Origin of the sequence: Bradyrhizobium sp. IC4059 (assembly GCF_020193615.1) — a bacterium.
Lineage (GTDB): Bacteria > Pseudomonadota > Alphaproteobacteria > Rhizobiales > Xanthobacteraceae > Bradyrhizobium > Bradyrhizobium yuanmingense.
Genome location: NZ_JADYVH010000013.1, coordinates 128680 through 154520, shown reverse-complemented (window position 1 = coordinate 154520; position 25841 = coordinate 128680). Strand labels below are relative to the sequence as shown.

The window sequence follows — 25841 nt, the reverse complement described above, 5'->3', positions numbered from 1 at the left end:
TCCAACCCTCCCCCTCCAGGGGAGGGTTGGAGCCCCACTCAACGCTTTATTAACCATAACCGGTGCATCACTGGAGCCGTCTCGTTTCGAGGATGGGTCCGGTGCCGGTTGCACGCGCGTTTCGATGGTCGAACTTGGCGTCCTTGGCAGCGTCCGCCGCGCTCGCTTTGGGCGGCTGCATGCAGACCGCAACTCCCGTCGCGATGGTGCAGCCTCGTCCCGATCTCGATGCCATGGCCTATGGCCAGCCCTATAATGCGCCGCGGCCGGTCGTCGTCGCCAATAACGGCGGTGGCGCGATCGCAGCGCTCAGCAATTCCTTTGCCGCTTCGCCCGCACCGATGCCTGTCGGCTACGCCGCGCCGATGGCGGTGCCGGTGCGCAATGGCCCCTCCTACCATCTCGACGCCGGCGACAAGCTCCGCGTCGTGGTCTACGGCCAGGAAGGTCTCACCAACAGCTATGCGATCGACGCCGGCGGCTCCATCACCATGCCGCTGATCGGCGCGGTGCCCGCCCGCGGCCGCACCACGGCGGGGCTGGCCGGCGAGATCGCCGCACGCCTGCGCAACGGCTACATCCGCGAGCCTTCGGTGGCGGTCGAGATCGAGACCTATCGTCCGTTCTTCATCCTCGGCGAGGTCCTCGCGCCCGGCCAATATCCCTACGTGCCGAACATGACGGTCGAGAGCGCGGTCGCCATCGCCGGCGGCTTCTCGCCGCGCGCCAAGCGCGACATGGTCACCGTCACGCACACCGAGAACGGCGGCGCCATGCGCGCCGTGGTGCCGCTCGGCACGCCGCTCGCGCCCGGCGACACCGTGTTCGTCGGCGAGCGCTGGTTCTAGGGCTCAAGCCCAGGCACTCTCCTCCCGTCATTCCGGGGCGCGACGAAGTCGCGAGCCCGGAATCCATTCATCCACGAACGCTGACGCACGATGGATTCCGGGCTCGCGCTGCGCGCGCCCCGGAATGACAGTGGAAAGAGCCGCGCGCTACTTCGTCAAATGCTTCGCGAAAAAATCCATGCTGCGCGGCCAGGCGATGTCTGCGCTGGCCTTGTCGTAGCTGGCGCGCTCGTCGCAATGGAAACCATGCTGGGCGCCTGGATAGATGAAGACCTCCACATCCGGCCGCTTCGACTTGATGGTCTCGACGTCGGCGAGCGGAATGCCGGCATCCTTCTCGCCGAAATGCAGCTGGGTCGGCACCTTCGGCGTCTCGTCGGCGAAGCGCACGACGGCGCCGCCGTAATAACCGATCGCCGCCTTCAGGCCGGTCAGTCGCGTCGCCGCGACGAAGGCGATGCTGCCGCCCAAGCAAAATCCGATGATGCCGACGGGCCCGACGCTTCTGACCGCATCGATCGCAGCCTGCGTGTCGCGCAGCATCGCGGCCCAGTCCGGGTTGGCCACGAACTTGCGCGCCTCCGCGATCTCGTCGGGCGAATAGCCCGACTGGAAGTTCGGCGCCGTCCGGTCGAAGATCGACGGCGCGATCGCGACATAGCCTTCCCCGGGGAGGCGGTCGCAGACCGAGCGGATGTGGTGATTGACCCCAAAGATCTCCTGGATCACCACCACCGCGCCCTTCGGCGTGCCGGCGGGATCAGCGCGATAGGCGCCGAGCTGGAAATTGTCCGAGGCTGTCAGCTTGATGTCCTGTCCCACGCGGGTTGTCCTTCTTGGTTGTCGATCCGAAATTCAGCTCTCTCCCCTCATCCTGAGGAGCGCGCACCTGCGCGCGTCTCGAAGGATGAAAGGCCGAGATGCAGCAGCCCGGCCTGCATCCTTCGAGACGCTTGCTGTGCAAGCTCCTCAGGATGAGGGGTAACACCTCACTCCCACATCCAGTTCTCGCCGTAATCCTCCTTCCATCCGGCCAGCCGGCCGTGGCGGAATTGCAGGAACAGGCGATGGCGATAGGGGATCAGGCCGCTGCCGCCGATGTTGCGCAAGGCGAGATAGATCTCGTGGCCGGGACGTCCCCGCACATATTGCAGCCTCTGCCCGAGGGCGCGCGCGGTCTGTTCGGCATCCATGCCGAAGGCGAGCGGCGTGTTGTTCGACAAGGTCGTGACGAAGGGCTGGCGCGGCGGCACGGCGCCGATCGGCTCGCCCTGTGCGGATAGCGACAGCAACATCGTCCCCGCAGCCAGCATCATCAGCTTCATCGCCTGTGTCCCTGCTCGATCGGCCTATGCCGGCAAGTTCTTCAGGAAAGGCACGACCGCGTCAACAAAAGCCTGGGGCTGATCGATGTTGACGGCGTGGCCGGCGGCGGGGATCACGACCTTTTGTGCGCCGGGGATTTTTGCGGCCATGTAGTCGGACGCGGCGAGGAACGGGGTGTCGTCGGCGCCGACCACGATCAGGCTGGGCACCTTGATCTCAGGCAACAGCTCCATCACGCGCGCATCGCGCTGGGTCAGCATGCCGCGCGCGGCGAGCGCAAGCCCGCTGGCGTTGCGATGGTTCGCGGTGGCGCGCTCGCGCGTCGCCGCTTTCAGCACATCGAGGCCTTCGCGGTCGAGCTGGTCGGCCGTGGCGAGCGCTCGCGCGTTCCAGGCTTCGCGCGCATCGTCCTTCCTGAAGCCGGGGCCGGTGTCGATGATCAGCAGCGCGCGGGCCCGCTCCGGATGTGCGCGATAGAACGCCAGCGACATGTAGCCGCCGAGCGAAAGCCCGCCGATGATGGCGCGCTTCGCGCCGACCGCATCGAGGATCGCCGCCATGTCACCGACCGTGAGGTCTTCGCTATAAGCACTCGCATCGTCAGGGTAATCGGACTGGCCGTGGCCGCGCATGTCCCACAGGATCAGCGTGTGGTCCTTCGCCAGCGCGTCGATTTGCCCATGCCACATCGCCGAGGTCGAGGAATAGCCGTGGGTGAGCAGCAGCGGCGGCCCGTTGCCATGAACCTCGTAGTAGATGTTGACGCCGTCGCGATTGATCTCCGGCATTGCTTCCCCGCCCTTTCTTTTTCCTCGCCGACACCGCTGCACCCTCTCCCCTTGCGGGAGAGGGTGACTTCGCTGAAAGCGAAGCCGGGTGAGGGGTCTCTATCCGCGCATGACTCTCTCAATGCGAGTGCGCGGATACAACCCCTCATCCGGCGCTTCGCGCCACCTTCTCCCACAAGGGGAGAAGGAAGAAAGCGGCGGCAGCTGCACCTTAGCTCGCCAAGTTACCTCGAAGAAACTGCCTGAATGCGTAGCACGCATGCCGGAGGCATGCGCTGTTGTGTCCAGTGGCTGCGTCGACGCCCTTGGCGCGGCGCACAACGGGCGAGTGTGGCGAGCGCTTTTTCGACTCGTTCCAAATTGCATTTGCCTCCGCGCCGGAACGCGATCATTCTCGCCGGCAAGGCTGACGCCAGCCCGGTGGGCGTCCGCCATTCAAATTGCCGCCGTAAGCGGCTTCATGCACCGGCAGGGGAAGACGCCTATGCCAACTCTCACCATCAACGGGCGGAGTCTGTCCGTGGATGCGGCGAACGACACGCCGCTCCTCTGGGCGATCCGCGAGCAATTGCAGATGACCGGTACCAAGTTCGGCTGCGGTGCCGGGCTGTGCGGTGCCTGCACCGTGCACGTCAACGGTGAAGCCGTGCGCTCGTGCCAGACCATGCTCAGTGACGTCGCCGGCAAGAAGATCACCACCATCGAAGGTCTCTCCGCCAAGGGCGATCATCCCTTGCAGAAGGCCTGGATCGCCGAGCAGGTGCCGCAATGCGGCTATTGCCAGTCCGGCCAGATCATGCAGGCGGCTTCGCTGCTCGCCAAGAATCCCAATCCGACCAAGGAGGAAGTGGTCGCCCATATGGACGGCAATCTCTGCCGCTGCATGACCTATTCGCGGATCCAGAAGGCGATCATGCGCGCCGCATCCGAGATGCGCACCGCCTCGGCCACCTCGAGCGAGCGGAGGCCCACATGAACGAGCATGTGAAGAAATTGACGCCCGAGACGACGGATCTCAGCCGCCGCTCCTTCCTCGTCGGCACCGCCGCGACCGGCCTCGTGCTCGGCTATGCCGGCGTGCCCGGCATCGAATCGGCAGCCGCCGCGCCCGCCAATTTCGAGCCGAGCGTGTGGTACGCGATCGCGCCGGACGGGCTTGTCACCGTGACCTGCGGCAAGGCCGATATGGGCCAGCACATCGCCTCCACCATGGCGCAGATCGTCTGCGAGGAGCTGGGCGCGAAATGGAGCGACATGCGCGTAGCGCTCGCCTCCAACGATCCCAAGTTCAACGATCCCGTGCTGGGCGCGCAGATCACCGGCGGCAGCTGGTCGACCATGATGAACTTCGAAGCGATGAGCCGGGCCGGCGCCGCCGGTCGTATCGCATTGACCGAAGGTGCCGCCGCCGCCATGGGCGTGCCGGCATCGGAGCTCGTGGTGCGCGATTCCATGATCGTGCATCCGAAATCGAAGAAGCAGATGTCGTTTGCCGATGTCGTGAAAAGCGGCAAGGCGACGAAAACCTTCACGCCCGACGAGCTGAAGGCGATCAAGCTGAAATCGCCGGACCAGTACACCATGATCGGCGTCTCGGTTCCGCAACTCGACATCCCCTCAAAGACCAACGGCACGGCCAAGTACGGTATCGACGTGATGCTGCCGGGCATGGCCTATGGCGCCCTGGTCACGCCGCCGGTGCGCTTCGGCGCCACCGTGAAATCGGTCGACGACAGCGCGGCAAAGAAGGTGTCGGGCTTCATCAAGGCCGTCACGCTCGACGACAAGACCGGCACGACATCGGGCTGGGTCGTCGCCGTCGCCAGCACCTACGCCAACGCCAAGAAAGCGGCGCAGGCGCTGAAGATCGCCTATGACGCGGGACCGAATGCGAAGGTGTCGAGCGAGTCGCTGCTCGACGAGGCCAAGCGGCTCCAGAAGCTGGACGATTCCGGCCAGTTCTTCGTTAAGGACGGCGATCCCAATGCAGCCTTCGGCTCGGCGGCCAAGGTGGTGGAGGCGGAATACACCACCAGCATCAACATCCACGCGCCGCTGGAGCCGATGAACGCCACCGCGGAGTTCAAGGGCGACATCCTGCACATCTATTCCGGCAACCAGTTCGCAACGCGCTCCGGCGCGATCGCGGCGGGCGCTGCCGGGATCGATCCGAAGTTCGTGGTCATGCACCAGATGTGGCTGGGCGGCGGCTTCGGCCGGCGTCTCGATGCCGACATGATGATTCCGGCGGTGCAGGCGGCCAAGGCGGTCGGCAAGCCGGTGAAGGTGATCTACTCGCGCGAGAACGACATGACGATGGATTTCTCGCGTCCCCTCACCTACCAAAAAGTGAAGGCCGGCGTGGATGGCGATGGCAAGCTGATTGCGATCAGCCACGACGTGGTCTCGGCCTGGCCGACCGCGCGCTGGGGAATCCCCGACTTCCTCACGCCCTCGGTCGACAAGAAGGGCCCGCTCGATTCCTTTACTGTGAACGGCGCGGACTTCTTCTACACCGTGCCCAACCATTATGTGCGCGCGATCAAGAACGAGCTCGCGCACAACGCCACGCCCTCCGGCCAGCTTCGCTCGGTGGCGCCGGGCTGGACCTTCTGGGCGGTCGAAAGCATGATCGACGAGATCGCGGCGGCGACGGGCAAGGATCCCGCCCAGTTCCGCATCTCGTTGCTCGACGGCGCCGGCAAGAACGACGGCGGCGCGCAGCGCTTGCGCAACACGCTGCTCGCCGCGATGGGACTGTCCGGCTACGGCACCAAGCAATTGCCGAAAGGCGAGGGCATGGGCGTCGCCTGCGTCTCGTCGCAGGAGCGGGCGACCGCGAGCTGGACGGCGTGCGTGGCTCACGTCGCCGTCGCGCCGTCGGGGGAGGTGACCGTGAAGAAGCTCACGGTCGCAACCGACGTCGGCACGCAGGTGCATCCCGACAATGTCCGCGCCCAGGTCGAGGGTGCGGCGCTGTGGGGCCTGTCGCTGGCGATGTACGAGAAGGCGACGCTGAAGGACGGTGGCATCGAGCAGACCAATTTCGATGGCTACACGCCCTTGCGCATGAGCCAGACGCCCGAGGTCGCGATCGCCGTGATCGCCAATGGCGAGAAGGCCACCGGCGTCGGCGAGCCCGCGGTCACCGTGGTCGCGCCGGCCATCGGCAACGCCATCTTCAATGCTAGCGGCGCCCGCGTCCGCGCCCTGCCGATCACCGCGGAAGCCGTGAAGGCGAGCATGAAGGCGTAAGTCGCGCTGCGATTGCCGAATGAGCTGATCCGCCGGAGGGCAACCTCCGGCGGATTTGTTTTGGAGCCGCCTCCACACCCTCACCGTCATGCCCCGGCTTGACCGGGGCATCCAGTACGCCGCGGCTTCTCGGTTTCAGCCGGACCGTCTCAGCGTACTGGGTCGCCCGGTCAAGCCGGGCGACGACAGCGGAGGGCGGGGCGATAGCGTCCAAAATTCCCCTTATCCATCAATGCCCGTTCTACTGTGCATGGGGTTGTTTTCGCCGGTTGTGAAATTCCCCCCTGAACCCCAATCCGTAAAATTGCGTGCAATTCCCCAAGGTTCCATTGAGCACGCCTCTTAAGGGCCAGAGAACCTGATCCGGCTTAGGCTCATCGGCCAATACGCCCGAGTTTCCGGTCCTTGTGGGGGAAGCCATGAACGCCACAGCCAAATCCGCCGCCAAACGCCGGCTTCTGCTCGCCTCCGATCGGAGCGACGGGAGCAGCGAGCTCGCCAGCATCCTGAAAGCGGTCGGCGACGTCTCCACGGTGAAGACGGACGAGATCCCCGCCCAGCCCTCGCGCGATCTCTCCGGGCTCGTGGTCGACATCAATCTGCGCTCGCCCGACAGCGTGCAGCGGGTCCGCAACAAGCTGCGCGGCGATGCCTATCGTTCGATGCCGCGGCTGTTCGTGCTCGCGGACGCCCTGCATCACGGCACCATGCAGGCCTGGGCGTTAGGAGCCACCGACACCATCTCACGGCCGCTCCAGGCCGAGGCCATCCTGCAGCGCATTCGCGCCGCCTTCCCGGACACCGCGGCCTATGACGCGACCGATCGCGGCAAGACGCTCAACCGCGGCGTCGAGGCGGCGCATGCGGTGCTGACCAAGATGTTCGAGAAGCTGCCGCTCGGCGTGGCCCTGACCTTCGACGACGTCATCGCCGCCGAGAGCAAGATCCTGAAGGCGATCAAGCATTCCTCGCTGCGGGAATGGCTCACCACGGTCGGCTGTCACCATGTCGGCAGCTACCGCCATTGCCTGTTCGTCACCGGCTTCGCCGTCGCCTTCGCCCAGCATCTCGGCATGCGCGAGGACGACCAGCGCCGCCTGACCCGCGCCGCGCTGCTGCACGACGTCGGCAAGGCCTTCGTTCCGGCCTGGCTGCTCGACAAGCCCGGCAAGCTCACCGACGAGGAGATGGCTGAGGTCCGCCAGCATCCGCGCCGCGGTTATGATGCGCTCGCCGCGCAAGGCGGCTTCCCGCCGGAGATGCTGGACGTGGTGCTGCATCACCACGAATTCCTCGACGGCTCCGGCTATCCGAACGGCCTGTCGTCGAACCAGATCAGCGACATCGTGCGCCTGACGACAATCGTCGACATCTACGCAGCGCTGGTGGAGAAGCGCGCCTACCGCATGCCCTTCACCCACTCCCGCGCCTTCACGATGATGGAAGGCATGGGCGGCAAGCTCGACCAGCAGCTGCTGCAGGCGTTCCGTCCGGTCGCGCTGGGGTCGTTCTAGTCGGGATGCCGTAGTCGTAGGGTGGGTTAGCCTCGCGGCTGCGCGAAGCGCAGGCGCCAGGCGTAACCCACCATGCCTCCGCGATTGCCGAACGAAGTTGGTGGGTTACGCCTTCGGCTAACCCACCCTACAAGATCACCCCACCAGCTTCCGCAGCTCCGCCTTCGCCACCTTCTCCAGCGTCGAGCGCGGCATGTCGTCGACGAGCCTGATCTCGCGCGGCAGCTTGAAGTCGGCGAGGCCCTTGCGGCAGGCTTCCATCACGCGATCCTGCAGATCGGGCGCAGCGCCCGCGACGCCGCCCTGCGGGATGATGAAGACCACCGGCACCTCGTCCAGCATCGGATGCTTCTTCGCCACCACCGCGGCCTCGCGCACGCCCGGCACGAGCGCGATCACCTGCTCGATCTCGGAGGCCGCAACGTTCTCGCCGCCCACCTTCAGCATGTCCTTGGCGCGGTCGCCGAACTTGATGAAGCCGTTCTCCAATCGCTCGACGCGGTCGCCGGTGAGGAAGAAGCCGTGCTCGTCAAAACTCTCGCGCGTCGCCTTCTCGTTGTGCAGGTACTCGGCGAACAGCGACAGGCCGGGGACGCCCCTGATCGCGAGATTGCCGGTGTCGCCGACCTCCGTCGGCCGTCCGTCGTCGTCAGTGATGCGGATCTGATATTCGGGCGCGGCGCGACCGATCGACATCGGGATGTTGGGCTGATCGACCTCGCCGACGATGCCGTGGGTGATGGTCTCGGTCATGCCCCACCAGCCGATCATCTTGACGCCGAAGGCGGCAAAGGCCGGCGGCTCGTTGATGGCGGTGCCCCACAGGCGGAACTTGTGGTCTTTCGGGATATCCTGCTCGAGCAGCGCCTTCATGCAGAACGGGATGGTCGAGGTCCAGGTTGCGCCATGCTCGCGCGCGACGCCCCAGAACCGGCTGGCGGAGAAGCGCGGCTGGATCACGCAAGTGGCGCCGACCCACAGCGCCGCCAGCATGGAATAGGCCAGCGCATTGGTGTGGAACAGCGGCAAGTACGCCTGGTGCACGTCGCCGGCGTGAAGGTCCTCATGCGCGGCGTTGATCTTGGCGCCCCACAGCGCGTTGGCATGGGTCCACAGCACCGCCTTCGGCCGCGACGTCGTGCCCGAGGTGTATTGCACGCTGCATGGCGCGAGCGGATCGGTCGCGCGCCGGGGACGATCGGCACTGTCGGCGAACAGCGATTCGAAGCTGTCGCCGCGCGAGACGCCGCGCGCAGGCGCCGCGCCCGCATCGTGCGAGGTCACCGCCAGCCAGCTTATGTTGTTGCAGTTCTGCGCGACGGCTTCCGCATAGGCCGGCTGCGTGATCGCGGCGACCGCGCCGCAATGATCGGCGAAATACGCGATCTCGGCCGGCGCCGACCGCGTGTTGGTGGTGACCGCGATGGCCCCGAGCTCGACGCAGGCGAACCAGGCCAGCATCGCCTCGATGCAATTGTCGAGATGAATGAGCACATATTGGCCCGGCTTGACACCGCGCCTGGCGAGGCCGGCCGCGAGCGCGCCGACGCGCTCGTGAAACTCGCCGTAGCTCCAGCGCCGCGCCGGCGCGTCGAACGGCGCCCAGATCAGGAACGGATGATCACGCCGGACCTCGGCGCGCAGCTTGAGCAGCCAGGGCACGTCGAGCCCGTCGAACGGGCCCACGATTCCAGCTGTGGTCTGTTGAACTGGCATGGCTCCTCCCGGTGCAGCCGCATCTTGCCGGCGGCTGTCTTTTGATGATTGCGTCTTCCTGCCATTGGACGACGCGGGACGCAATCGGGGGTATGCGTGAGCGCGCTCTCTCCACCGTCATTGCGAGCGCAGCGAAGCAATCCAGACTCTCTCCACGGAGGCAGTCTGGATTGCTTCGTCGCAAGCGCTCCTCGCAATGACGGCGTTCGGGGGCGCGGCGGCCCTATCAGCCGGCGTCCCCGTACGACGAGATCTCGATCAAACTGCCATCGGGATCCCGGCAATAGACCGAGCGCAACGTGCCGCGGGCGCCTTGCCTCGGGCCCGGACCTTCCTCGATCGCGACGCCATGTGCCCGCAAATGCGCCACCACCTCGTCCGGCGTGGCCGAGGTGAGAAAGCACAAATCTTCGCTGCCCACCGTGGGATGGTTCGCGGTGAACCACTCCACCTTGTCGGCATCGCGTTGCCGGACGTTGATCCTCTGGTTACCGAATTCAAGGAAAGTCCGCGGCGCTTTGCCGCCGCCGGGATCGAACACCTTGACTTCCATGCCGAGAATCTTGCCGTACCACGCAGCACTTGCCGCGACGTCGCTGACATTGATCACGAGATGATCCAGGGCATGAACCTTGACCGGCATGTCTCATCCTTTCGTCGTGATGTGCCCCGCGCACTTTCCGCACGCGGCAAGCTTTGTTACAACCGCAGCGACGCGGCTTTCAAGCCATCCGACTTCAAGAACAACACTGGGAGAACCCTTGAGATGATCACTCGCCGTACCGCGCTGGGCCTGCTCGCCGCCAGTCCGCTTGCAGCCAACCCGCTGTCGAAGGCCCTTGCCGCCGATTATCCGGCCCGTCCGGTGAAATGGGTGGTGGGCTATCCGCCGGGCGGCGCCACGGACATCCTGGCACGGCTGATCGGCCAGCGCCTGTCGGAAAAGCTCGGCCAGCAATTCGTGGTCGAGAACAAGCCCGGCGCCGGGAACAACATCGCGACCGAATCGGTCATCAATGCCGAGCCCGACGGCTACACGCTGCAGCTGGTCAACCCGGCCAACTACATCAACGCGTCGCTCTACAAGAATCTCAAGTTCAACTTCGTGAACGATATCGCGCCGGTCGCCTCGTTCCAGCGCGTTCCGAACGTGATGACCGTCAACAAGGACGTGCCGGCCAAGAACGTCGCCGAGTTCATCGAGTACGTGAAGGCCAATCCCGGCAAGGTGAACATGGCCTCGTCCGGCAACGGCACCTCGGTGCATCTGTCCGGCGAGATGTTCATGGCCATGACCGGCTGCAAGATGCAGCACGTGCCCTATCGCGGCGCCGCGCCCGCGATCACCGACATGCTCGCCGGCCAGGTGCAGGTGATCTTCGACAACATGCCCTCGATCATTCAGCACATCCGCTCCGGCAGCCTGCGCGCGATCGGTGTCACCACCACGGAACGCTCGCCGCAGCTGCCCGACGTGCAGCCGATCGCCGACACCGTCAAGGGCTATGAGGCGAGCGCGTTGTTCGGCATGGGCGCGCCGAAGAACACGCCGAAGGAAATCATCGCCAAGCTCAACGCCGAGGTCAACGCGGTGCTCAAGGAGCCCGACATGGCCAAGCGCCTGGTCGAGCTCGGCGGCGAGCCGCGGGTGCAGACGCCCGAGGCGTTCGGCGAGGAGATCAAGGCCGAGACCGAGAAGTGGAAGAAGGTCGTCGACTTCGCCGGCCTGAAGGTCGAGTAGAAAATTCGTTATGACGAGGAAGAGAGCCCTGCCGTTCGGCAGGGCTTTTTTCTTGGCTGCATTGCCAGCAACCCGATCACGCTCTCGTGCGGATCCGCGCCTGCGCCTTCCGGCTTGACGTTGTCGCGCTCGCGTCTATACTAAACCACATGGTTAAGTATCAGGACGAGACGCTGGACCGGACTTTTGCGGCGCTGTCAGACCCGACGCGTCGTGCCTTGCTGGCGCGCCTCGGCGAGCAGGACGGCCTGTCGGTGAGCGAGCTGGCGGCCCCGTTTGCGGTATCGCTGCCGGCGATCATGAAGCATCTCGATGTGCTCACCGATGCCGGGCTGATCGTGCGCGAGAAGACCGGGCGCACGGTCGCCTGCCGGCTGACCGCGCGGCCGATGGAGCAGGCGATGAACTGGCTCAATCGTTATGCGCAGTTCTGGTCCCACAATCTCGATCGCCTTGCCGCCTTCGTGGAGGAAGAGACATGGCCAACGCAACCGCCAACACCGCCGAACGCCCGGCAGAACGACCAAGCCTCACGCTCACGCGCCGGCTCCGCGCGCCGCCGCAAAAGGTCTACGCCGCCTGGACGCAAGCCGCGCAGCTAGCGCAATGGTTCGGGCCGCCGAACATGAAGCCGGCGACGCTTCAAGCCGAGCTCGACGTCCGCGTCGGCGGCCGGTTTCGCATCAGCTTCACGGGGGACGACGGCGAATACTTCGAGGCCGGCGGCCGCTATCGCGAGGTGGTGCTGAACGAGCTTCTGGTCTTCACCTGGGCCTGGCACTCGACGCCGGAGCGTGAGTCGCTGGTGACGATCTCGCTGAAGCCGGACGCTGCCGGCACCTTGATGATCTTCCATCACGCCCAGTTCTTCGACGAGACCGCGCGCGACAACCACCAGCGCGGCTGGAGCTCGATTTTCGACAAGCTCGATGCTTTCGTCGCCTGATCCCCAAGGAGAACGCCATGCAGCAACATCAGATCGTTTCGCGCGAGCAATGGATCGTCGCGCGCAAGGCCCTTCTGGTCCACGAGAAGGAATTGACCCAGGCCCGCGAACGGCTTGCCGACGAGCGCCGCCGGCTCCCCTGGGTCAAGGTCGACAAGGCGTACGCATTCGAAGGGGCGAACGGCATTGTGTCCCTGGGCGATCTGTTCAAGGGCCGGCCGCAGCTGATCGTGCAGCACGTGATGTTCGCACCCGATTGGGACGCGGCCTGCAAGAGCTGTTCGTTCTGGGCCGATGGGTTCGAGCGCATGGTGCCGCATTTGGCCGCGCGCGACACCGCCATGGTTGCGGTCTCGCTGGCGCCAAGCGCAAAGCTCGAAGCCTTCAAGAAGCGGATGGGCTGGACCTTCGACTGGGTTTCCTCAGGCCGCAACGACTTCAACCGCGATTACGGCGTGACGTTCTCACAGGAAGAGGTCGCGACCGGCAAGCCGATGTACAATTTCGGGACCACGCCGTTCTACGGCCCCGAACTGCCCGGCATCAGCGTGTTCTTCCGCGACCAGGCCGGCGCGATCTTCCACACTTATTCCTGCTTCGCCCGCGGCCTCGACATGATGAACGCTGCATATCAATATCTCGATCTCACCCCGCTCGGCCGTCACGAGGAAGGCCTGCCCTATCCGATGGACTGGGTGCGCCTGCGCGACCGGTACGAGCCGCAGCCGGCGAAGGGTGCGTGCTGCCACGGGTGAGGGGAGCGCTCAACGCACATCAAAGGTGTCATCGCCCGGCTTGACCGCGCGATCCAGTATTCCGAGACGGCAGTGATGAATCGAAAGGCCGCGGCATACTGGATTCCCCGCCTTCGCGGGGAATGACAGCTACGGGTGAGGTGCAGGGTGTGCCTTGCCCCGATAGCTACCGCTTCGCCTCCGCCTGCTCCGCCGCGTTGCACGAGATCAGCATCGTGTACGGCCGGGCGTTGGTGGCGATGTCGGTGGTCTTGAGCTCGCTCTTTGGCTCGGCGGTCTGATAGGGCACGATCGAATTGTCGAGGAAATCGCGCAGCACTCCGGTCTTGATGGCGAAGTTGATGTTTTCAGGGATGTTGCCGGTCGCCACCGCGATCCGCAAGGCTGGAATCTTGCCCGTGACCACGCCCACGACCTGACCCGTGTTGTCGAACAGCGGCCCGCCGCTGTTGCCAGGCTGCACGGGTGCGCTGATTTGCAGGAAGCGCGAGTCGTTGCGCATGCCGCTGAGCGAGCTCACGATGCCGGTGGTCACGCTGAAGTCCGAGGTCAGGATTCCGTGATAGGGAAAGCCGATCGCGATCACGGAATCGCCGGAGCGGATCGAGCGGTCGCGGATCCGGGCAAAATCCTTGAAGGTCGTCGTCGACGGCGCCTGCAACAGGGCGAGGTCGTTGTTGGCATCGCTCGAGACGACGCGCAGCACCATTGCGGCTTCGCCGGTGAGATTGCCCCTGACGTCGCCGACGCAGCCGTCGATCACATGATGGTTGGTGACGACGTGCCCGCTCGCGCTGACGACGAAGCCGCTGCCGCTCCTGGCTCGGGCGGGTTTGCCGCCGGCCGGCGCTGCCGTCTGCTTCTCCGCCGTCGCCGCCGGCTTGGCCGCACCCTTGGTGAAATCGCCGGCCTTGCTGAGCCCGTCTGCCTTCACCCGCGTGACGCAGTTCGCCAGCGCCGCGATCAGGGGGGCCGTCGACGTCAGCACAAATTGGAGTGGCTTGCTCCCGTTGGTCGTGATCACCATCAGGCTTGCCTTCTGGAAGGTGCGAGCGACGTTGGGGGGCAGGATGGTCGTCACCATATTGGTGGTGCCGGCGGTCGCAAACAACCTCGCCTGCTCCTGGCCGTCGAAGATGAAGTCGATGGGCGCGGTATCGCCCTTGTTGAAGCGAAAGCTGGGGCTGGCAAAGCTCAGCAGCCAGGAGCCGGCCGCATTCTGCGCGACGAAGAGACTCACGCCGTTGGCGTAAGGTGCGGTCGCCGCGCAATGGGAGAACGCGCCCGTCTCGTCATTGCTGAATGCGCCGCCTGCCCAGTTGCCGACCTTGACGGTTCCGAACGGCCCCGCCGCGTTCGCCCCGAACACACTCATCTGCAACACGAACGCAACGACCAACGACCTCAACCACATACCCCAGCCCCCGGCAAACGCACTCGCATCCATCTTATCCGCGAGGGCAGGTGAGGCGCAACCGTCAGTTGTCCGCTCTCGTCCGGCAAGCCGCGACAATTCGGGCTTGCACATACTTTGCAGTGCCGTATACTTTGCGATACAAAGTAACGGGGCCGTTGCCTCGTAATGTCTGGGTGGAACGAGGTTTTGGCGTTGCCGATGCGCGATCTCGACAAGGCGCTGGCCGACATCGTAACGATCCGCAGCCAGATCGCGGCAGGTACCGCCTTCCGCGGTTACGGCCCGGCGACGATGGCGGCGACCGGTGCTGTTGCGCTCATCACCGCCGTCCTGCAATTCTGGCTGTTGGATGATCCCACCGGCGAGCCGCTCGTTTTCTTCATCGGCTGGTTCATCGCCGCCGCGCTGTCTGGACTGATCATCGGCATCGAGATGCGCGCCCGGTCGCGACGCCATCATTCCGGTCTCGCCGACGCGATGATCCACCAGGCGGTCGAGCAGTTCCTGCCGGCGGGCGTTGCCGGCGTTCTGCTCGCCGTGGTGATGTGGAAGTTCGCGAGCGAGACGCTGTGGCTGCTGCCGGGCCTGTGGCAGATCCTGGTGTCGCTCGGCATCTTTGCCTCGGTCCGCTCGCTGCCGCGCACGGTGGCGCTCGCCGGCGCCTGGTATTTCGTGTCCGGCTTCGCGGTCGTGGTGCTCGCGAGCCGAACCCACACGCTGTCGCCATGGACCATGGGCCTACCTTTCCTGATCGGCCAATCGCTGATGGCGGCGATTCTGCATTTCGCGTCCGGAGACAACGATGTCGAAGACTGACAGCGCGCCCTTCTCCTATGAAGGCCTCGACCGCGTGATCCACGAGAAGGCGAGGCTCGGGCTTCTGACCTCGCTGATGGCGCATCCCAAGGGGCTGGCGTTCGGCGATCTCAAGCAGCTCTGCGGCCTTACCGACGGCAATCTCAGCCGGCACCTTGCCGTGCTGCAGGAAGCCGGACTGGTCGAGGTGACCAAGGGCTACGAGGGCAATCGCCCGCACACCACCTGCCGCCTCACCAAGGCCGGCCGCCGCCGCTTCCTCGACTATCTCGCCGTTCTCGAGCGGCTGGTGCGCGACGCGGCGAAGGCCGCTGGCCGCGAAGCGCCGCCGCTCGGCCGTCTCGGCATCGCCTCGACCTGATCTCCCCTTTTTTGACCGGAGACTTTGCAATGCAAAGTGACATCACGTCCCGCAACGAGAAGCTTCATGTTGGCATCATCATGGACGGCAACGGCCGCTGGGCGACGCGGCGCGGCCTGTCGCGCGTGCGCGGCCACGAGGCCGGCGTCGAGACCATCCGCCGCATCGTCGAGGCCGCGCCCAAGCAGGGCATCGGCACGCTGACGCTTTACGCCTTCTCCACCGACAATTGGCGGCGGCCGAAGGCCGAGGTCGCGGCGCTGATGACCCTGCTGCGCTTCTACCTCGCGAACGAAGTGCAGAGCCTCGTCAAGAACGGCGTGCGCCTCTCCGTCATCGGCCGCCGCGATCGCCTGCCCGACGGCATCGCCGCCGCGATCGCGCGCGCCGAGGCGGCCACCGCCGATGGCCGCGCGCTGCATGTGCGCATCGCCGTCGATTATTCCGCGCGCGACGCCATCCTCAATGCCGCGGCGAAGGCGGCCGCGCTGACCAGCCTGACGCGCGAAGCCTTCTCGCAGCTCGTCACAGGCGAGGCTGGCCTTCGCGACGTCGACCTCATCATCCGCACCTCCGGCGAGAAGCGGCTGTCGGACTTCCTGCTTTGGGAAGGCGCCTATGCCGAGCTGTACTTCACCGAGCGGATGTGGCCCGAATTCGACGCGAGCGATCTTGCCGAGGCGCTCGCCGCCTTCCATGGCCGCGAGCGCCGCTTCGGCGGGCTGCAAGCCATTATGCCCGGAGAGGCGCCCTCGCTCTCGCAGGTGTGAGGCGCCTCGGCGCCCGCCGGCTCCCCCACCGATTGCCGCCCGGCACGGATCGTGCTCTAGTCTTCCGGCGTTGTGTACCCCTGCGACGGGAGCGTTCGCACCATGCGCGCAGTCCTCGATTACTGCACCGGCGGAACGGAGCGGCAGCTTGCCGCCGGCACCATCATCGTCGCCGAGGGGGGCACCTCCGGCCATCTCTACGTGCTGATGCAAGGCAGGCTCGAGGTGCTCAAGGGCGAGATGGTGGTCGCCACCGTCACCGAGCCCGGCGCGGTGTTGGGTGAGATGTCCGTGCTGCTGGGCCAGCCGCACACCGCAACGGTACGGGCCTGCTCCGACGCCATCGTCTACGAATTCGAGGATGCCGCCGCGTTCCTCGAGAGGGAGCCGGGCGTGGCGCTGCTGATCGCAAAAATGCTGGCGCAGAGGCTCAACGTCGCCAACACCTACCTCGCCGATCTGAAGCGGCAATATGCCGGCCACGGCACGCATCTGGCCATGGTCGGCGAAGTGCTCCAGAGCATGATCAACCTGCCGCCGGCTGAGGTTTCGCCCGGCTCTGATCGGCAATCCGATCCAAGAATGTGAGCCAGTCGGGCGGCGCCTCGATGGGGGCGGCGGGCCGCCGCAACGGCGCATTCAGGTCGATCCATTGCGCCTCGCCGGCCGCCAGCCAGAACGCCTTGCCGGCATCGAGATCGAGCACGATGTAGGTCGGGGGACGGCCGGGTTGCAGGCCCGTGTTGAAGACCCAGGTCTGGCCCAGCCGGTCGAACCACGATCCATTGCTGATGAAGGGCGATTGATGCACATGGCCCGAGATCACCATCGACGGCTGGTATTGCATGATCCACTGCACCAGCTCGACGTCGCCGAAGAAGCGCTTGCCGCCCCAGCTCGTCGGTGAATCCGCCGGCGGCGCATGATGCGCCCAGATCCAGCGCTGCGGCCTGACGGCTGCGGCATCGCGCAACTGCTCGATGAGCCGTTGCTTGACCTGGGGTCCGTCCCACCATGGGCACACCGTGAACAGGGTATCGCCGACCGTCAGGCCGTCGCCGTCGCAGGCGATGCCGAGCTCGCGCACCTCCGAGATCCAGCGCGAAATCTTCTCACCTTCGGCGTTGCGCTCGTCGAGATCGTGATTGCCGGAGCAGAGGATCACGCGGGTCGTCGCGGCCAGCAGCGCGAGATACTTCTTCACCACCACGATCTGGGCGCGGAAATCCACCATCGAGCCAATGTCGAGCGCGTCGCCGGCGAAGATCACGAGGTCGAATTGCGGCGCCGCGCTGACCAGCCAGTCGAGCTGCGGCAGCGAATAGTGCAGGTCGGCCACGACCAGGCAGCGCATGGAAAATCCGACGGCCAGAGAGCAAAATGTCAGGGAATTCCAAAAACGGCATAAAGCAAGAAGCAGACCAGCCCGGCCGCCCCTTTGCATCAATCCAATGAGCGACAGCATGCTGCGTCCCGTCGCAGAGCGCAAGGGGCGGCAATGCGGGGCTGGACCGGATCGCCGAATTCTGGTGTCGTGGCCTGCTCTCAACACCTGTGTTCACATGACCTCCTTCAAGACCATTCGCGCCCGCGCCGAGAAGCGCAAGGGCGGGCCCAAGGCGCTGGACAAGTTGATGCCGGCCAAGCCGGACCTCAAGCAGCTGGCCAAGCTCGGCGACGATCGTATCCTCGCCGAAATGACCAAGCGGGTGTTCTGCGCCGGCTTTGCCTGGAGCGTGATCGATTCCAAATGGGACGGCTTTGAGCAGGCCTTCCTGCATTTCCAGCCCGCCAAGCTCACGTTCCAGCCCGAAGATTATTGGGAGGGCCTACTGCGCGACGCGCGCATCGTGCGCAACGGTGCCAAGATCATGTCGGTGCGCGACAACGCCGCCTTCGTGCAGGAGATCGCAAAGGAGCACGGCAGCTTCGGCAAGTTCCTGGCGAAATGGCCGTCCTCCGACGAGATCGGCCTGCTCGACCTCCTGAACAAACGCGGCAGCCGGCTGGGCGGAAACACCGGCCAGATGCTGCTCCGCTTCGTCGGCTGGGACGGTTTCGTGACGTCGAAGGACGTCGTGGCCTGCCTGCGCGCTGCCGGTCTCGACATCGCGGAGGAGGTCAAGTCGAAGGGCGATCTCGCCAAGGTGCAGGCGCAGTTCAACGCCTGGGCCGAGGAGTCCGACCTGCCGTACACATATTTGTCACGCATCTGCGCGCTGTCGGTCGGCGAGAACAGCAGCGAGTAGCGCGTCGATCGATAGATCGTGTGCATCCTGTGGCGATCCTGTGCCGCGAACGCGGCCGATGAAACCCCGCGATCACGAAATACATTTCGCAGGAACATTTGTCCGCAGCACCTGTTCGGGACTCTGAGCCAGGCGCATAAGGGCGCAGGGAATGCTCGCTCCCGCCTGGCTCGATGAAACCGGATACAACAACGGAGCAGCTCATGAAGCTCACATCTGAACAGGTGAAGCAGACCGTCAACCAGCTCGGCGCTCAGGTGCTGCCCGACGAACATCCGGCGATGCCGCAGCTCAACAGCATGTTCGGCGAGCACACCTTCTTCGTCGACGAGATGGGCCTCAAGGTGCTCGAGCCCACGGGATCGCTCGGCAGCGACCGCCAGAGCGGCGAGGTCGTCAGCCTCGCTGATTGGGGCGATTCCGACCTGACGCGCCTGATGGCGCATGAGCCCGAACCGACCGGCGTGATCGTGGTGTTCGAGCATGTGAGGCATTGAGCAGCCCGACGGGACGTTTTGGAGACACGTGCGCCACGGCACTCCCGTGGCGCGCGGCTTTGGCGTGACTGGTGACGTGGTGATCAGCTCCGCCGTCTTGCGAACGGTCTGGTGCCGGTCGCACTATCTGCCGCGAATGCTCTGTGCGTAGCGCCGCATTTCTCCGCGACAGGCCGGAAACAGCGCAACGATCGTGAGCGAAATCGCATATGAAAGGCAGAAGCAGGCTGCCAATTCCGGGATCCCTCCGATCGAACGCGCCAGCAGCCAGCGATGCAGCAGAGACACCGTCACCACGGAAGCGAGGGCTCCGGCGAGATGTGGCCCGACCACTTCCATGAGGTCTCGATGACGCACCGGGCCGCGTCGCCCAATCAGCCACCACAGGATGGGCGTGCGCACGCACTCGCTGATCGAGTATGCGCTGGCGACGCCGACTGGTCCGAACGGCAGCCCGCATATGAAAGCGAGAATCGATGTTGAGACATTGAACAGGCCCCAGCGCATGTATTCCTTGGTGCGGCCCTGGCTGAGGAAAAGCCAGTTGGCGGGGCTGTTGCTGGTCTGCAGCAGACCGGCGATGCTGAGGGCGACGAAGATCGGCGCAGCCTCGCTCCACTGGTCGCCGAGCAGGGTTTCGACCAGCGTATCGGCGGTCGCGATCATGAAGCCGACGCCAGGCAACACGAGCAGGAGCGCCGGCAGCACCGCGCGACGGAACGAATCCCGATAGCGCTCCGGCTCCTTCAGCAGGCCCGACAGCGTCGGCAGCATGATTCGCACCATCGGATTGCTGACTTGCTGAAGCGGAAACAGCAGCAACCGGTAGGCGCGGTTATACGCGCCAAGCGAGGCAGCCCCCCAGACCTTGCCGATCAACACCCCGTCGGTATTGCGGGACAGGAATTCGGCAAGATTGTAGCCGGTCACGCCGAGCCCGAAGTTCAGCATGTCGCGTGCAGCCTTGATCGAGCCGGGCCTCGACGGCAACCATCCCGAACTCAGCCACGCGCCGCTCGCGAGCACCAGACCTGATGTCAGGCTGCCGGCGAGAATGGCCCAATAGCTGTGATAGACGTACGCGACCGCGGCAGAGGTCAGTAATCCAGTCAGTGCGGCCGCGGACTCCAGGCCTGCCAGCGTCAAGAATCTCATCTGTCGCGTCAGCAACGACAAATGCTGGACGTCAGCGCCGCTGAGCAGCAACGTGACGCTCATACCGGATGTCAGTGGGGCGAGATTTGGCGCGCTGTAGAACCTGGCGACGAGCGGCGATAGCGCCACCTGTGTGGCCGCCAGTAGCGCGCCGACCGAGAGGTTCACCCAGAACAGCGCACTCAGCTCGTTGTGCGTCAACTCGTCCTTCTGCACGGTCGCGTGTCCAAGACCGAGATCCTGGAACAGCACCGCGAAGGCGAGCACCGGCGAAGCCATTGCATAAGTACCAAAGTCGACTGGCGTCAGTAGGCGCGAGAGCAGGATCACAGATCCGGTCTGCGTCGCTACACGCACGACCTGAGTGACGATCGCAGCGAGCGCACCTTTCCGTACGTTCCGGGACTGCTCGTCCTCGGACAAGCGCATGTTGAGTTGAGTCACGATCAGCTCCTCGAGCGGCGAACAACGAAAATTTCAAGCGCAGTTCGAAAGCAAGACGGTGAATCAAACGACAGTTTATCTTTTCGATTTCATGCGATTGGCGCTTCATTCATGTGCGATCAACCGGACGCCCTCATGCGCGGACCACCGCACGAGAGAGACATCGAAGCTATCGCGCGTGAGCAGCGTCGCGAAACGCCGACGACTATCCGTCAGTACGTGTCAATTGAATGGCGCGACCAAACTGCGTTCGCAAAAAACTTTACGTCGATCGCGCTCGAACGAACAGCCAATGGAGTGCATCTTGTTCAGAGCAGCGCGTCGAAATCGAAAAAGAGGCTGGTCTGTCAGCTTCATGTCAGGCAGTGCCTCGAAGATCGACACAGAACCGCTCGCAATAGTGTCAAACCTCTAGTCTTCGCGGTTCTCTTGCAACGTGTTCTTCAACGGGAATTTCGATGACGATCTGAGTTCCCGGACTCGCCTTGCTCTCGAGCAGCAAGCGCCCGTTGAGCGATGAGGTGACGAGATTGAACGCGATGTGCAGTCCCAGACCGGCATTGCCTTTCTCGCGACTTGTCGTGACGAATGGATCGAAGATGTGCGCCTGCAGGTGGTCAGGGATTCCGACGCCTTCATCAGCGCAGACAAGGCGGACTGATCTCGGATTCGGTTGGTTTACCGTGATCACGAACCGGCCGCCTCTCTTGTCAGGATACGCATGCGCTGCAGTGTTGAGGGCGAGATTGCTGATCACCTGAGCAAGCGCTCCGGGATAGCTGTTGAGCTTGATTCCCGCCGGGCAGTGTACCTCCACGGTCAGGGCATGATGCGACAGCAATGGCCCGAGCCGGGACATCAACTCCGATAGCCAATCCCTGAGCTCGAAACTGCGCCGGTCCTCATCGGCTTGATGGACCGCGACCTGCCTGAAGCTGTGCACCATTTCGGATGCGCGGTGCAGATTTTCGAAGGTCAGGTTGAGCCCCTGCTTGAGCCGGTCAATGCCCTTGGTTAGATCGGACCGCCGGACCGATGCTCCGCCCAATGCATCACTCATCGTTTGCAGGTCATCCTGCATGGCCGTCGACGTCGTCAAGGCGAGGCCGAGCGGGGTGCTGACCTCGTGAGCGACACCTGCCACCAATTGCCCGAGCGAGGCGAGCTTTTCCGCCTGCACGAGATGCTCCTGGGTCGCGCGCAGATCGCGCAACGATTTCTCGGAGCGTTCCTTTTCCCGTTGCAGCGCCTCGGATGTCCGGAACTGCTTTCGCGCCCGGTACTCGCGCGCAGCCACCGCGTAGAGCGACAATGCGTAGGCGTTGCCGACGAGAGAATGGTTGATGAAGCTCAGGCCGGTCGGCATTGTCGACGCGAATGTCTCGGCGACCAGCAGCGCCACCCACGACAGCAGGCAGAAGATCGCCAGCGAGCCGATCCGCAAGGGCAGCATGGTCGAGACGAACAGTATGATCATCATCATGCCGGGCGCGGCAAAGGTGAAGCCCGAGGGAAGCACGAGATAGATGCTCGGCAGAATGCAGCCGGGGATGACGCAATAGATGAGAAAGATCGTCTCCGCCCATGGCTTCATCCGGCGCCGCGACAGCAGCGCCGTCAGCGGGAGCAGGATGACCACGGCGGTTCCACCGCGGATTGCGAGCGTGGTCGGCACGACTTCGGGGTAGAGCACCCAATCCCAGAGCGTGTAGCTGGCATAGGTGGCGGCGCCAAGCAGCATCGCGATCTGCGTCCATCCGAGACTGCCCCGGACATATTGGTCGACAAACCGGCGTTCCTCGATGCGGTCTTCGAAGCGCAGTCCGAGGCGTATCAATAAGGCAAGCATCCAAACTCAATCGCGAAAAGTCATGTCTGGTGTATCTACGACAGGTTTGGCGCCGCGTCGCGGATAAAGATGCCGCGTTCACCGAAGGGGCCTCAAGCCGCGTTCAGATGCCCAGCGTCAGCTGCGGCTCCGACTCGCCGGCGGCGTGGAGCGACGACAGCGAGACCCCAAGCAGCCTGACGCGCTTGGGCAGCGGCATCTCGGCTTCGAGCAGGCCGCAGGCCAGCCGCTCCAGATCGTCGCGTCCGGCAACGGACGCCGCGACGGATCGGCTGCGCGTGATGATCTCGAAATCGGCGAACTTGATCTTCAGGGTGACGGTGCGGCCGCGATTGCCCGTCGCCTCGCAATGCCGCCAGACCTTGTCGACGAGCGGCCTTAGCTCGGCGGCAAGCGCGTCGAACGCATCGAGGTCGGTCGAGAACGTGTTCTCCGCGCCGACGGATTTGCGGATCCGGTTGGCGCGGACCGGCCGCTCGTCGACGCCGCGCGATATCCAATAATAATACGCGCCTGACTTGCCGAAATTCGCGTTCATGAACTCCAGCGATTGGTTGCGGATGTCCCGGCCGGTGAACAGGCCGAGCGCGTTCATCTTCGCAGCCGTCGCCGGACCGATGCCGTGGAATTTGCCGACCGGCAGCGGCTCGACGAAGGCCGGCCCCATCTCCGGCGAGATCACGAACTGGCCGTTCGGCTTGCGATGATCGGACGCGAGCTTGGCCAGAAACTTGTTGTAGGAGATGCCCGCCGACGCGGTGAGGCCGGTCTCCGCCTTGATCTTCGCGCGGATCTCGAGCGCGATGTCCCGCGCCAGCGGGATGCCTTGCAGGTTCTCCGTCACGTCGAGATAGGCTTCGTCGAGCGACAGCGGCTCGATGACGGGCGTGTGCTCGGCAAAGATGTCGCGGATTTGCCTGGAGATCGCCTTGTAGACCTCGAAGCGCGGCCTGACGAAGATCAGGTCGGGACATTGCCGCTTCGCCGTCACCGACGGCATGGCCGAGCGGACGCCGAACTTGCGAGCCTCGTAGCTCGCAGCCGCAACGACGCCGCGTTCCGCGGAGCCGCCGACCGCGACCGGCTTGCCGCGCAGCTTCGGATTGTCACGCTGCTCCACCGACGCATAGAACGCATCCATGTCGATATGGATGATCTTGCGGACAGGCTCGCCGGTCGTCGGGTCGGATTCGCTCATCGCAAGATGATACAATCGCGTGGGGAGATGCGCGAGCTGAGGGATGCTTCCGTCGATCCGGCGGCTGAATTGAGCTGCACAATCGCGGCAGGGTCAAAAGCCATCTCAGGCTCGTGACGAGAGGCGCTCGTCAGTTCCGTTCAGTCGAGATGGCTTCGGCTCGGCCGCGATCGCTTGGGAGAGGCAGAGGCTCCTACTTGCCCCGGATGAACTCAAGGAGCTGGCTTGAGGCTCCGTCGCCAACGCGCTGCGCACCTGCGACCGTGAGGTGATTGACGTCCCAATAGAGCCAGAGGCCGTCCATGGCGGTCGGACACTCGGCTTCTCCGCACAAATAGCGTTCTGGATAGAGCAGAAAGACCTGGTTCGGGTAGCGGCTCCGGATCTCCTCAAGCATGGCGTGGAATTCGCGATTGTCGGCCTGCACGCGATCAAGGGGCACAGCAGGACAGGGCTTGCTTGGCGCGTGCCAGAGGGGTCCCGGTGCGAAGCGGGACATCGGACTGCGGCAGCCCGGCTCGACTCCGGGCGCTATGATCAGGATGCGTCGTCCGCTGCCGCCCAGCTCATGGATCGTGTTCTCGATGCCGGCCCGCCAGACCTGCAGGGCCGGTGCATTGACCTCCGGCGCGAGCTCGTTGCGGAGCGCATCGCCGTAGGTCATCCAGGATTGACTGAGCACGATTGGAGCCTGGTTCTGCCTGATCGCGGCGAGGTAGGTATCGCGCTGGCGTTTGCAGTCCTGCGAGCCGTCGAACGCTGTTCGCACCAGCCCGACGAGCAACGGACAACCTTCGGCCGTATAGGCTTCTCCCCGGACGGCGGCGCGCTTTGCCGCCGGGTCCAGCGCTGCGACATAATGCTCGGCGAAGGAGTCGCCGAGCACTTGCACGCCAACGGGGTCGCTCAATGAACCGAAGGCACATTTCGATTGTGCGCTCTTGGCGCACGGCCAGAAGCCGAATCGCTGCAGATCGGCGACCTCGCGGGCCTGTGCCGGGAGCCGCCATGGCCAGCCATCTTGGCGGTTGGCCACAAATGCAACAATCGCGAGCGCGACGATCGTCGCGGCGGCGGGGCCGGCGACTCGCAGCAGTGACGAGCGACCCGCGCGATACGGCTGTTCGATCAGCCGATACATCAGCGCAGCCAGCGCCATCGCGAGGGCGACGATCAGCACTTTCACCGCAACCGACTTGGCGTCATCGCCCAGGATGTAGTTTGCGTAGACGATCAGGGGCCAGTGCACGAGGTAGAGCGAGTAGGACACCAGCCCGATCCCCGCACTCAGCGGATTGGTCAGGACAGGCGAAAGGACGTGACGCTCGCCCGCCAAGATCACGCAGGCTGCACCCAGGCATGGGATGAGGGCCGTCGCGCCAGGGAAGGAGGTCGCACTGTCGAAGCTGACGACCGCGTAAGCGATCAAAGCGAATCCGGCGGCAGCCAACAGCGAGCGCGCTCCGGCCGGGAAGGTTAGCCTCTGCTCAGCAAAGATGACCAGCGCTCCGATCGCAAATTCGAAGGCGCGACAGGTCGGCAGGTAGAAAGCACCCGAGCTGTCGGTTGCGAGTGTCGCTTGCGCGACGCCGAGCGAAAGAATTGCGATGCCAAGAATGAGCAAAGGCAGTGCGCGACCGAGCAATCGGCGCCCCAGCAGAATGAACACGGGCCAAAACAGATAGAATTGCTCCTCGACGGCCAGCGACCAGAAGTGAAGCACGGGGCTGGGATCGGTCGAGTTGGCGAAATAGGCGTGGCTGCCGCGCCAGAAGTAGAAATTCGAGACCGATACCAGCGTAGCCACGGCGTCTTGAGTCAGGCCCTTGAAAAGCTCCGGAGAAAACCAGAGGCCACCGACGGCCAAGATGCCGATGATGGTGACGATCGCTGCGGGAAAGAGGCGCCGGATGCGGCGCTCGTAAAATCGCTGGAGCGAAAATTCGCCGCGATCAGCCTCGCTGAGAATGATCCGAGAGATCAGATAGCCGGACACGACGAAAAACAGGTCGACGCCAACGAAGCCGCCGCCGAACGGCGGAACGTCCAAATGATAGAGGAATACGCTCAAGACGGCGATCGCCCGGAGCCCGTCAATGTCGCGTCGATGGGATAGCTTTGTAACCAAGTGCTGAATCCACTGGCGGCGGTTCGTCCGACTGCGGATCCGCGCGCGCCCGCTTGCCTTTAGCGCGC

24 protein-coding genes and 1 pseudogene are annotated in these 25841 nt (G+C 64.6%); 14 read left to right on the top strand and 11 right to left on the bottom strand.

What is annotated here, in order from left to right; translation table 11 throughout:
- Positions 1-101: 101 nt before the first annotated feature.
- Positions 102-848 carry a polysaccharide biosynthesis/export family protein gene (locus I6F12_RS31620; protein ID WP_036002627.1) on the top strand — a complete coding sequence of 249 codons (747 nt, stop codon included), beginning with the start codon at positions 102-104 and terminating at the stop codon, positions 846-848.
- A 147-nt stretch (positions 849-995) separates the two neighbouring features.
- Here the strand turns inward: I6F12_RS31620 and I6F12_RS31615 are convergent, their stop codons facing one another.
- The 3 genes from I6F12_RS31615 to I6F12_RS31605 form a co-directional block, all read right to left on the bottom strand.
- Entirely contained in the window at positions 996-1670 is a 675-nt protein-coding gene (locus I6F12_RS31615) for a dienelactone hydrolase family protein (protein WP_225158011.1), read from the bottom strand.
- A 167-nt stretch (positions 1671-1837) separates the two neighbouring features.
- On the bottom strand, positions 1838-2173 hold the full coding sequence (locus tag I6F12_RS31610) for a hypothetical protein (RefSeq protein ID WP_225158010.1): 336 nt from the start codon (positions 2171-2173) through the stop codon (positions 1838-1840).
- 24 nt (positions 2174-2197) lie between these two features.
- A complete protein-coding gene (locus I6F12_RS31605; RefSeq protein WP_225158009.1) occupies positions 2198-2962 on the bottom strand; it encodes an alpha/beta fold hydrolase in 765 nt (254 codons plus the stop codon).
- 484 nt (positions 2963-3446) lie between these two features.
- Between I6F12_RS31605 and I6F12_RS31600 the strand changes: the two genes are divergently transcribed.
- From I6F12_RS31600 to I6F12_RS31590, 3 genes are all read left to right on the top strand, one after another.
- The gene (locus I6F12_RS31600; protein WP_025033225.1) at positions 3447-3938 is read left to right on the top strand and encodes a (2Fe-2S)-binding protein; all 492 of its coding nucleotides are present in this window, start codon (positions 3447-3449) and stop codon (positions 3936-3938) included.
- Positions 3935-6217 carry a molybdopterin cofactor-binding domain-containing protein gene (locus tag I6F12_RS31595; RefSeq protein WP_074447595.1) on the top strand — a complete coding sequence of 761 codons (2283 nt, stop codon included), beginning with the start codon at positions 3935-3937 and terminating at the stop codon, positions 6215-6217. The genes I6F12_RS31600 and I6F12_RS31595 overlap by 4 nt, the downstream gene beginning before the upstream one ends.
- A gap of 419 nt (positions 6218-6636) precedes the next feature.
- Complete coding sequence (locus I6F12_RS31590; protein WP_036002556.1) at positions 6637-7731, top strand: HD domain-containing phosphohydrolase; 1095 nt, start codon at positions 6637-6639, stop codon at positions 7729-7731.
- A 135-nt stretch (positions 7732-7866) separates the two neighbouring features.
- Here the strand turns inward: I6F12_RS31590 and I6F12_RS31585 are convergent, their stop codons facing one another.
- The gene (locus I6F12_RS31585; protein WP_225158008.1) at positions 7867-9447 is read right to left on the bottom strand and encodes an AMP-binding protein; all 1581 of its coding nucleotides are present in this window, start codon (positions 9445-9447) and stop codon (positions 7867-7869) included.
- 226 nt (positions 9448-9673) lie between these two features.
- A complete protein-coding gene (locus I6F12_RS31580; RefSeq protein WP_109142053.1) occupies positions 9674-10090 on the bottom strand; it encodes a VOC family protein in 417 nt (138 codons plus the stop codon).
- A 123-nt stretch (positions 10091-10213) separates the two neighbouring features.
- Between I6F12_RS31580 and I6F12_RS31575 the strand changes: the two genes are divergently transcribed.
- From I6F12_RS31575 to I6F12_RS31560, 4 genes and pseudogenes are all read left to right on the top strand, one after another.
- Positions 10214-11188 carry a tripartite tricarboxylate transporter substrate binding protein gene (locus I6F12_RS31575; RefSeq protein WP_225158007.1) on the top strand — a complete coding sequence of 325 codons (975 nt, stop codon included), beginning with the start codon at positions 10214-10216 and terminating at the stop codon, positions 11186-11188.
- Between the two features lie 149 nt (positions 11189-11337).
- The gene (locus I6F12_RS31570) at positions 11338-11790 is read left to right on the top strand and encodes a metalloregulator ArsR/SmtB family transcription factor (RefSeq protein WP_225158006.1); all 453 of its coding nucleotides are present in this window, start codon (positions 11338-11340) and stop codon (positions 11788-11790) included.
- Between the two features lie 8 nt (positions 11791-11798).
- Positions 11799-12134: pseudogene (locus tag I6F12_RS31565) on the top strand (SRPBCC domain-containing protein); the annotation flags it as partial.
- A gap of 17 nt (positions 12135-12151) precedes the next feature.
- On the top strand, positions 12152-12889 hold the full coding sequence (locus tag I6F12_RS31560; RefSeq protein WP_225158005.1) for a thioredoxin family protein: 738 nt from the start codon (positions 12152-12154) through the stop codon (positions 12887-12889).
- Positions 12890-13055: 166 nt separating this feature from the next.
- On the opposite strand, the gene I6F12_RS31555 is transcribed toward I6F12_RS31560, so the two are convergent.
- The gene (locus I6F12_RS31555) at positions 13056-14303 is read right to left on the bottom strand and encodes a serine protease (protein WP_225152279.1); all 1248 of its coding nucleotides are present in this window, start codon (positions 14301-14303) and stop codon (positions 13056-13058) included.
- A 201-nt stretch (positions 14304-14504) separates the two neighbouring features.
- On the opposite strand from I6F12_RS31555, the gene I6F12_RS31550 reads away from it, so the two are divergent.
- The 4 genes from I6F12_RS31550 (at position 14505) to I6F12_RS31535 (ending at position 16841) form a co-directional block, all read left to right on the top strand.
- On the top strand, positions 14505-15122 hold the full coding sequence (locus tag I6F12_RS31550; protein ID WP_036002509.1) for a hypothetical protein: 618 nt from the start codon (positions 14505-14507) through the stop codon (positions 15120-15122).
- On the top strand, positions 15109-15483 hold the full coding sequence (locus I6F12_RS31545; protein WP_025033235.1) for a transcriptional regulator: 375 nt from the start codon (positions 15109-15111) through the stop codon (positions 15481-15483). Before I6F12_RS31550 ends, I6F12_RS31545 begins: the two co-directional genes overlap by 14 nt.
- Positions 15484-15512: 29 nt before the next feature.
- Positions 15513-16253, top strand: coding sequence for a di-trans,poly-cis-decaprenylcistransferase (locus I6F12_RS31540; protein WP_225158004.1), 741 nt, complete (start codon positions 15513-15515; stop codon positions 16251-16253).
- 102 nt (positions 16254-16355) lie between these two features.
- Positions 16356-16841, top strand: a complete 486-nt coding sequence (locus I6F12_RS31535) for a cyclic nucleotide-binding domain-containing protein (protein ID WP_036002505.1) — start codon at positions 16356-16358, stop codon at positions 16839-16841.
- Here I6F12_RS31535 and I6F12_RS31530 read toward each other — a convergent pair.
- On the bottom strand, positions 16780-17607 hold the full coding sequence (locus tag I6F12_RS31530) for a metallophosphoesterase family protein (RefSeq protein WP_225158003.1): 828 nt from the start codon (positions 17605-17607) through the stop codon (positions 16780-16782). The two genes, I6F12_RS31535 and I6F12_RS31530, sit on opposite strands and share 62 nt — an antisense overlap.
- A 208-nt stretch (positions 17608-17815) precedes the next feature.
- On the opposite strand from I6F12_RS31530, the gene I6F12_RS31525 reads away from it, so the two are divergent.
- The gene (locus I6F12_RS31525; protein WP_225130175.1) at positions 17816-18502 is read left to right on the top strand and encodes a DNA-3-methyladenine glycosylase I; all 687 of its coding nucleotides are present in this window, start codon (positions 17816-17818) and stop codon (positions 18500-18502) included.
- A 203-nt stretch (positions 18503-18705) separates the two neighbouring features.
- Positions 18706-18999 carry a hypothetical protein gene (locus I6F12_RS31520; RefSeq protein WP_036024052.1) on the top strand — a complete coding sequence of 98 codons (294 nt, stop codon included), beginning with the start codon at positions 18706-18708 and terminating at the stop codon, positions 18997-18999.
- Between the two features lie 123 nt (positions 19000-19122).
- Here I6F12_RS31520 and I6F12_RS31515 read toward each other — a convergent pair whose 3' ends face one another.
- The 4 genes from I6F12_RS31515 to I6F12_RS31500 form a co-directional block, all read right to left on the bottom strand.
- Positions 19123-20577, bottom strand: a complete 1455-nt coding sequence (locus tag I6F12_RS31515; RefSeq protein ID WP_225158002.1) for a lipopolysaccharide biosynthesis protein — start codon at positions 20575-20577, stop codon at positions 19123-19125.
- Positions 20578-21001: 424 nt separating this feature from the next.
- Entirely contained in the window at positions 21002-22447 is a 1446-nt protein-coding gene (locus tag I6F12_RS31510) for a HAMP domain-containing sensor histidine kinase (protein WP_050995909.1), read from the bottom strand.
- Positions 22448-22550: 103 nt separating this feature from the next.
- A complete protein-coding gene (gene dinB / locus I6F12_RS31505; RefSeq protein WP_225158001.1) occupies positions 22551-23645 on the bottom strand; it encodes a DNA polymerase IV in 1095 nt (364 codons plus the stop codon).
- 193 nt (positions 23646-23838) lie between these two features.
- Entirely contained in the window at positions 23839-25773 is a 1935-nt protein-coding gene (locus I6F12_RS31500; protein ID WP_036038624.1) for an acyltransferase family protein, read from the bottom strand.
- Positions 25774-25841: the final 68 nt, after the last annotated feature.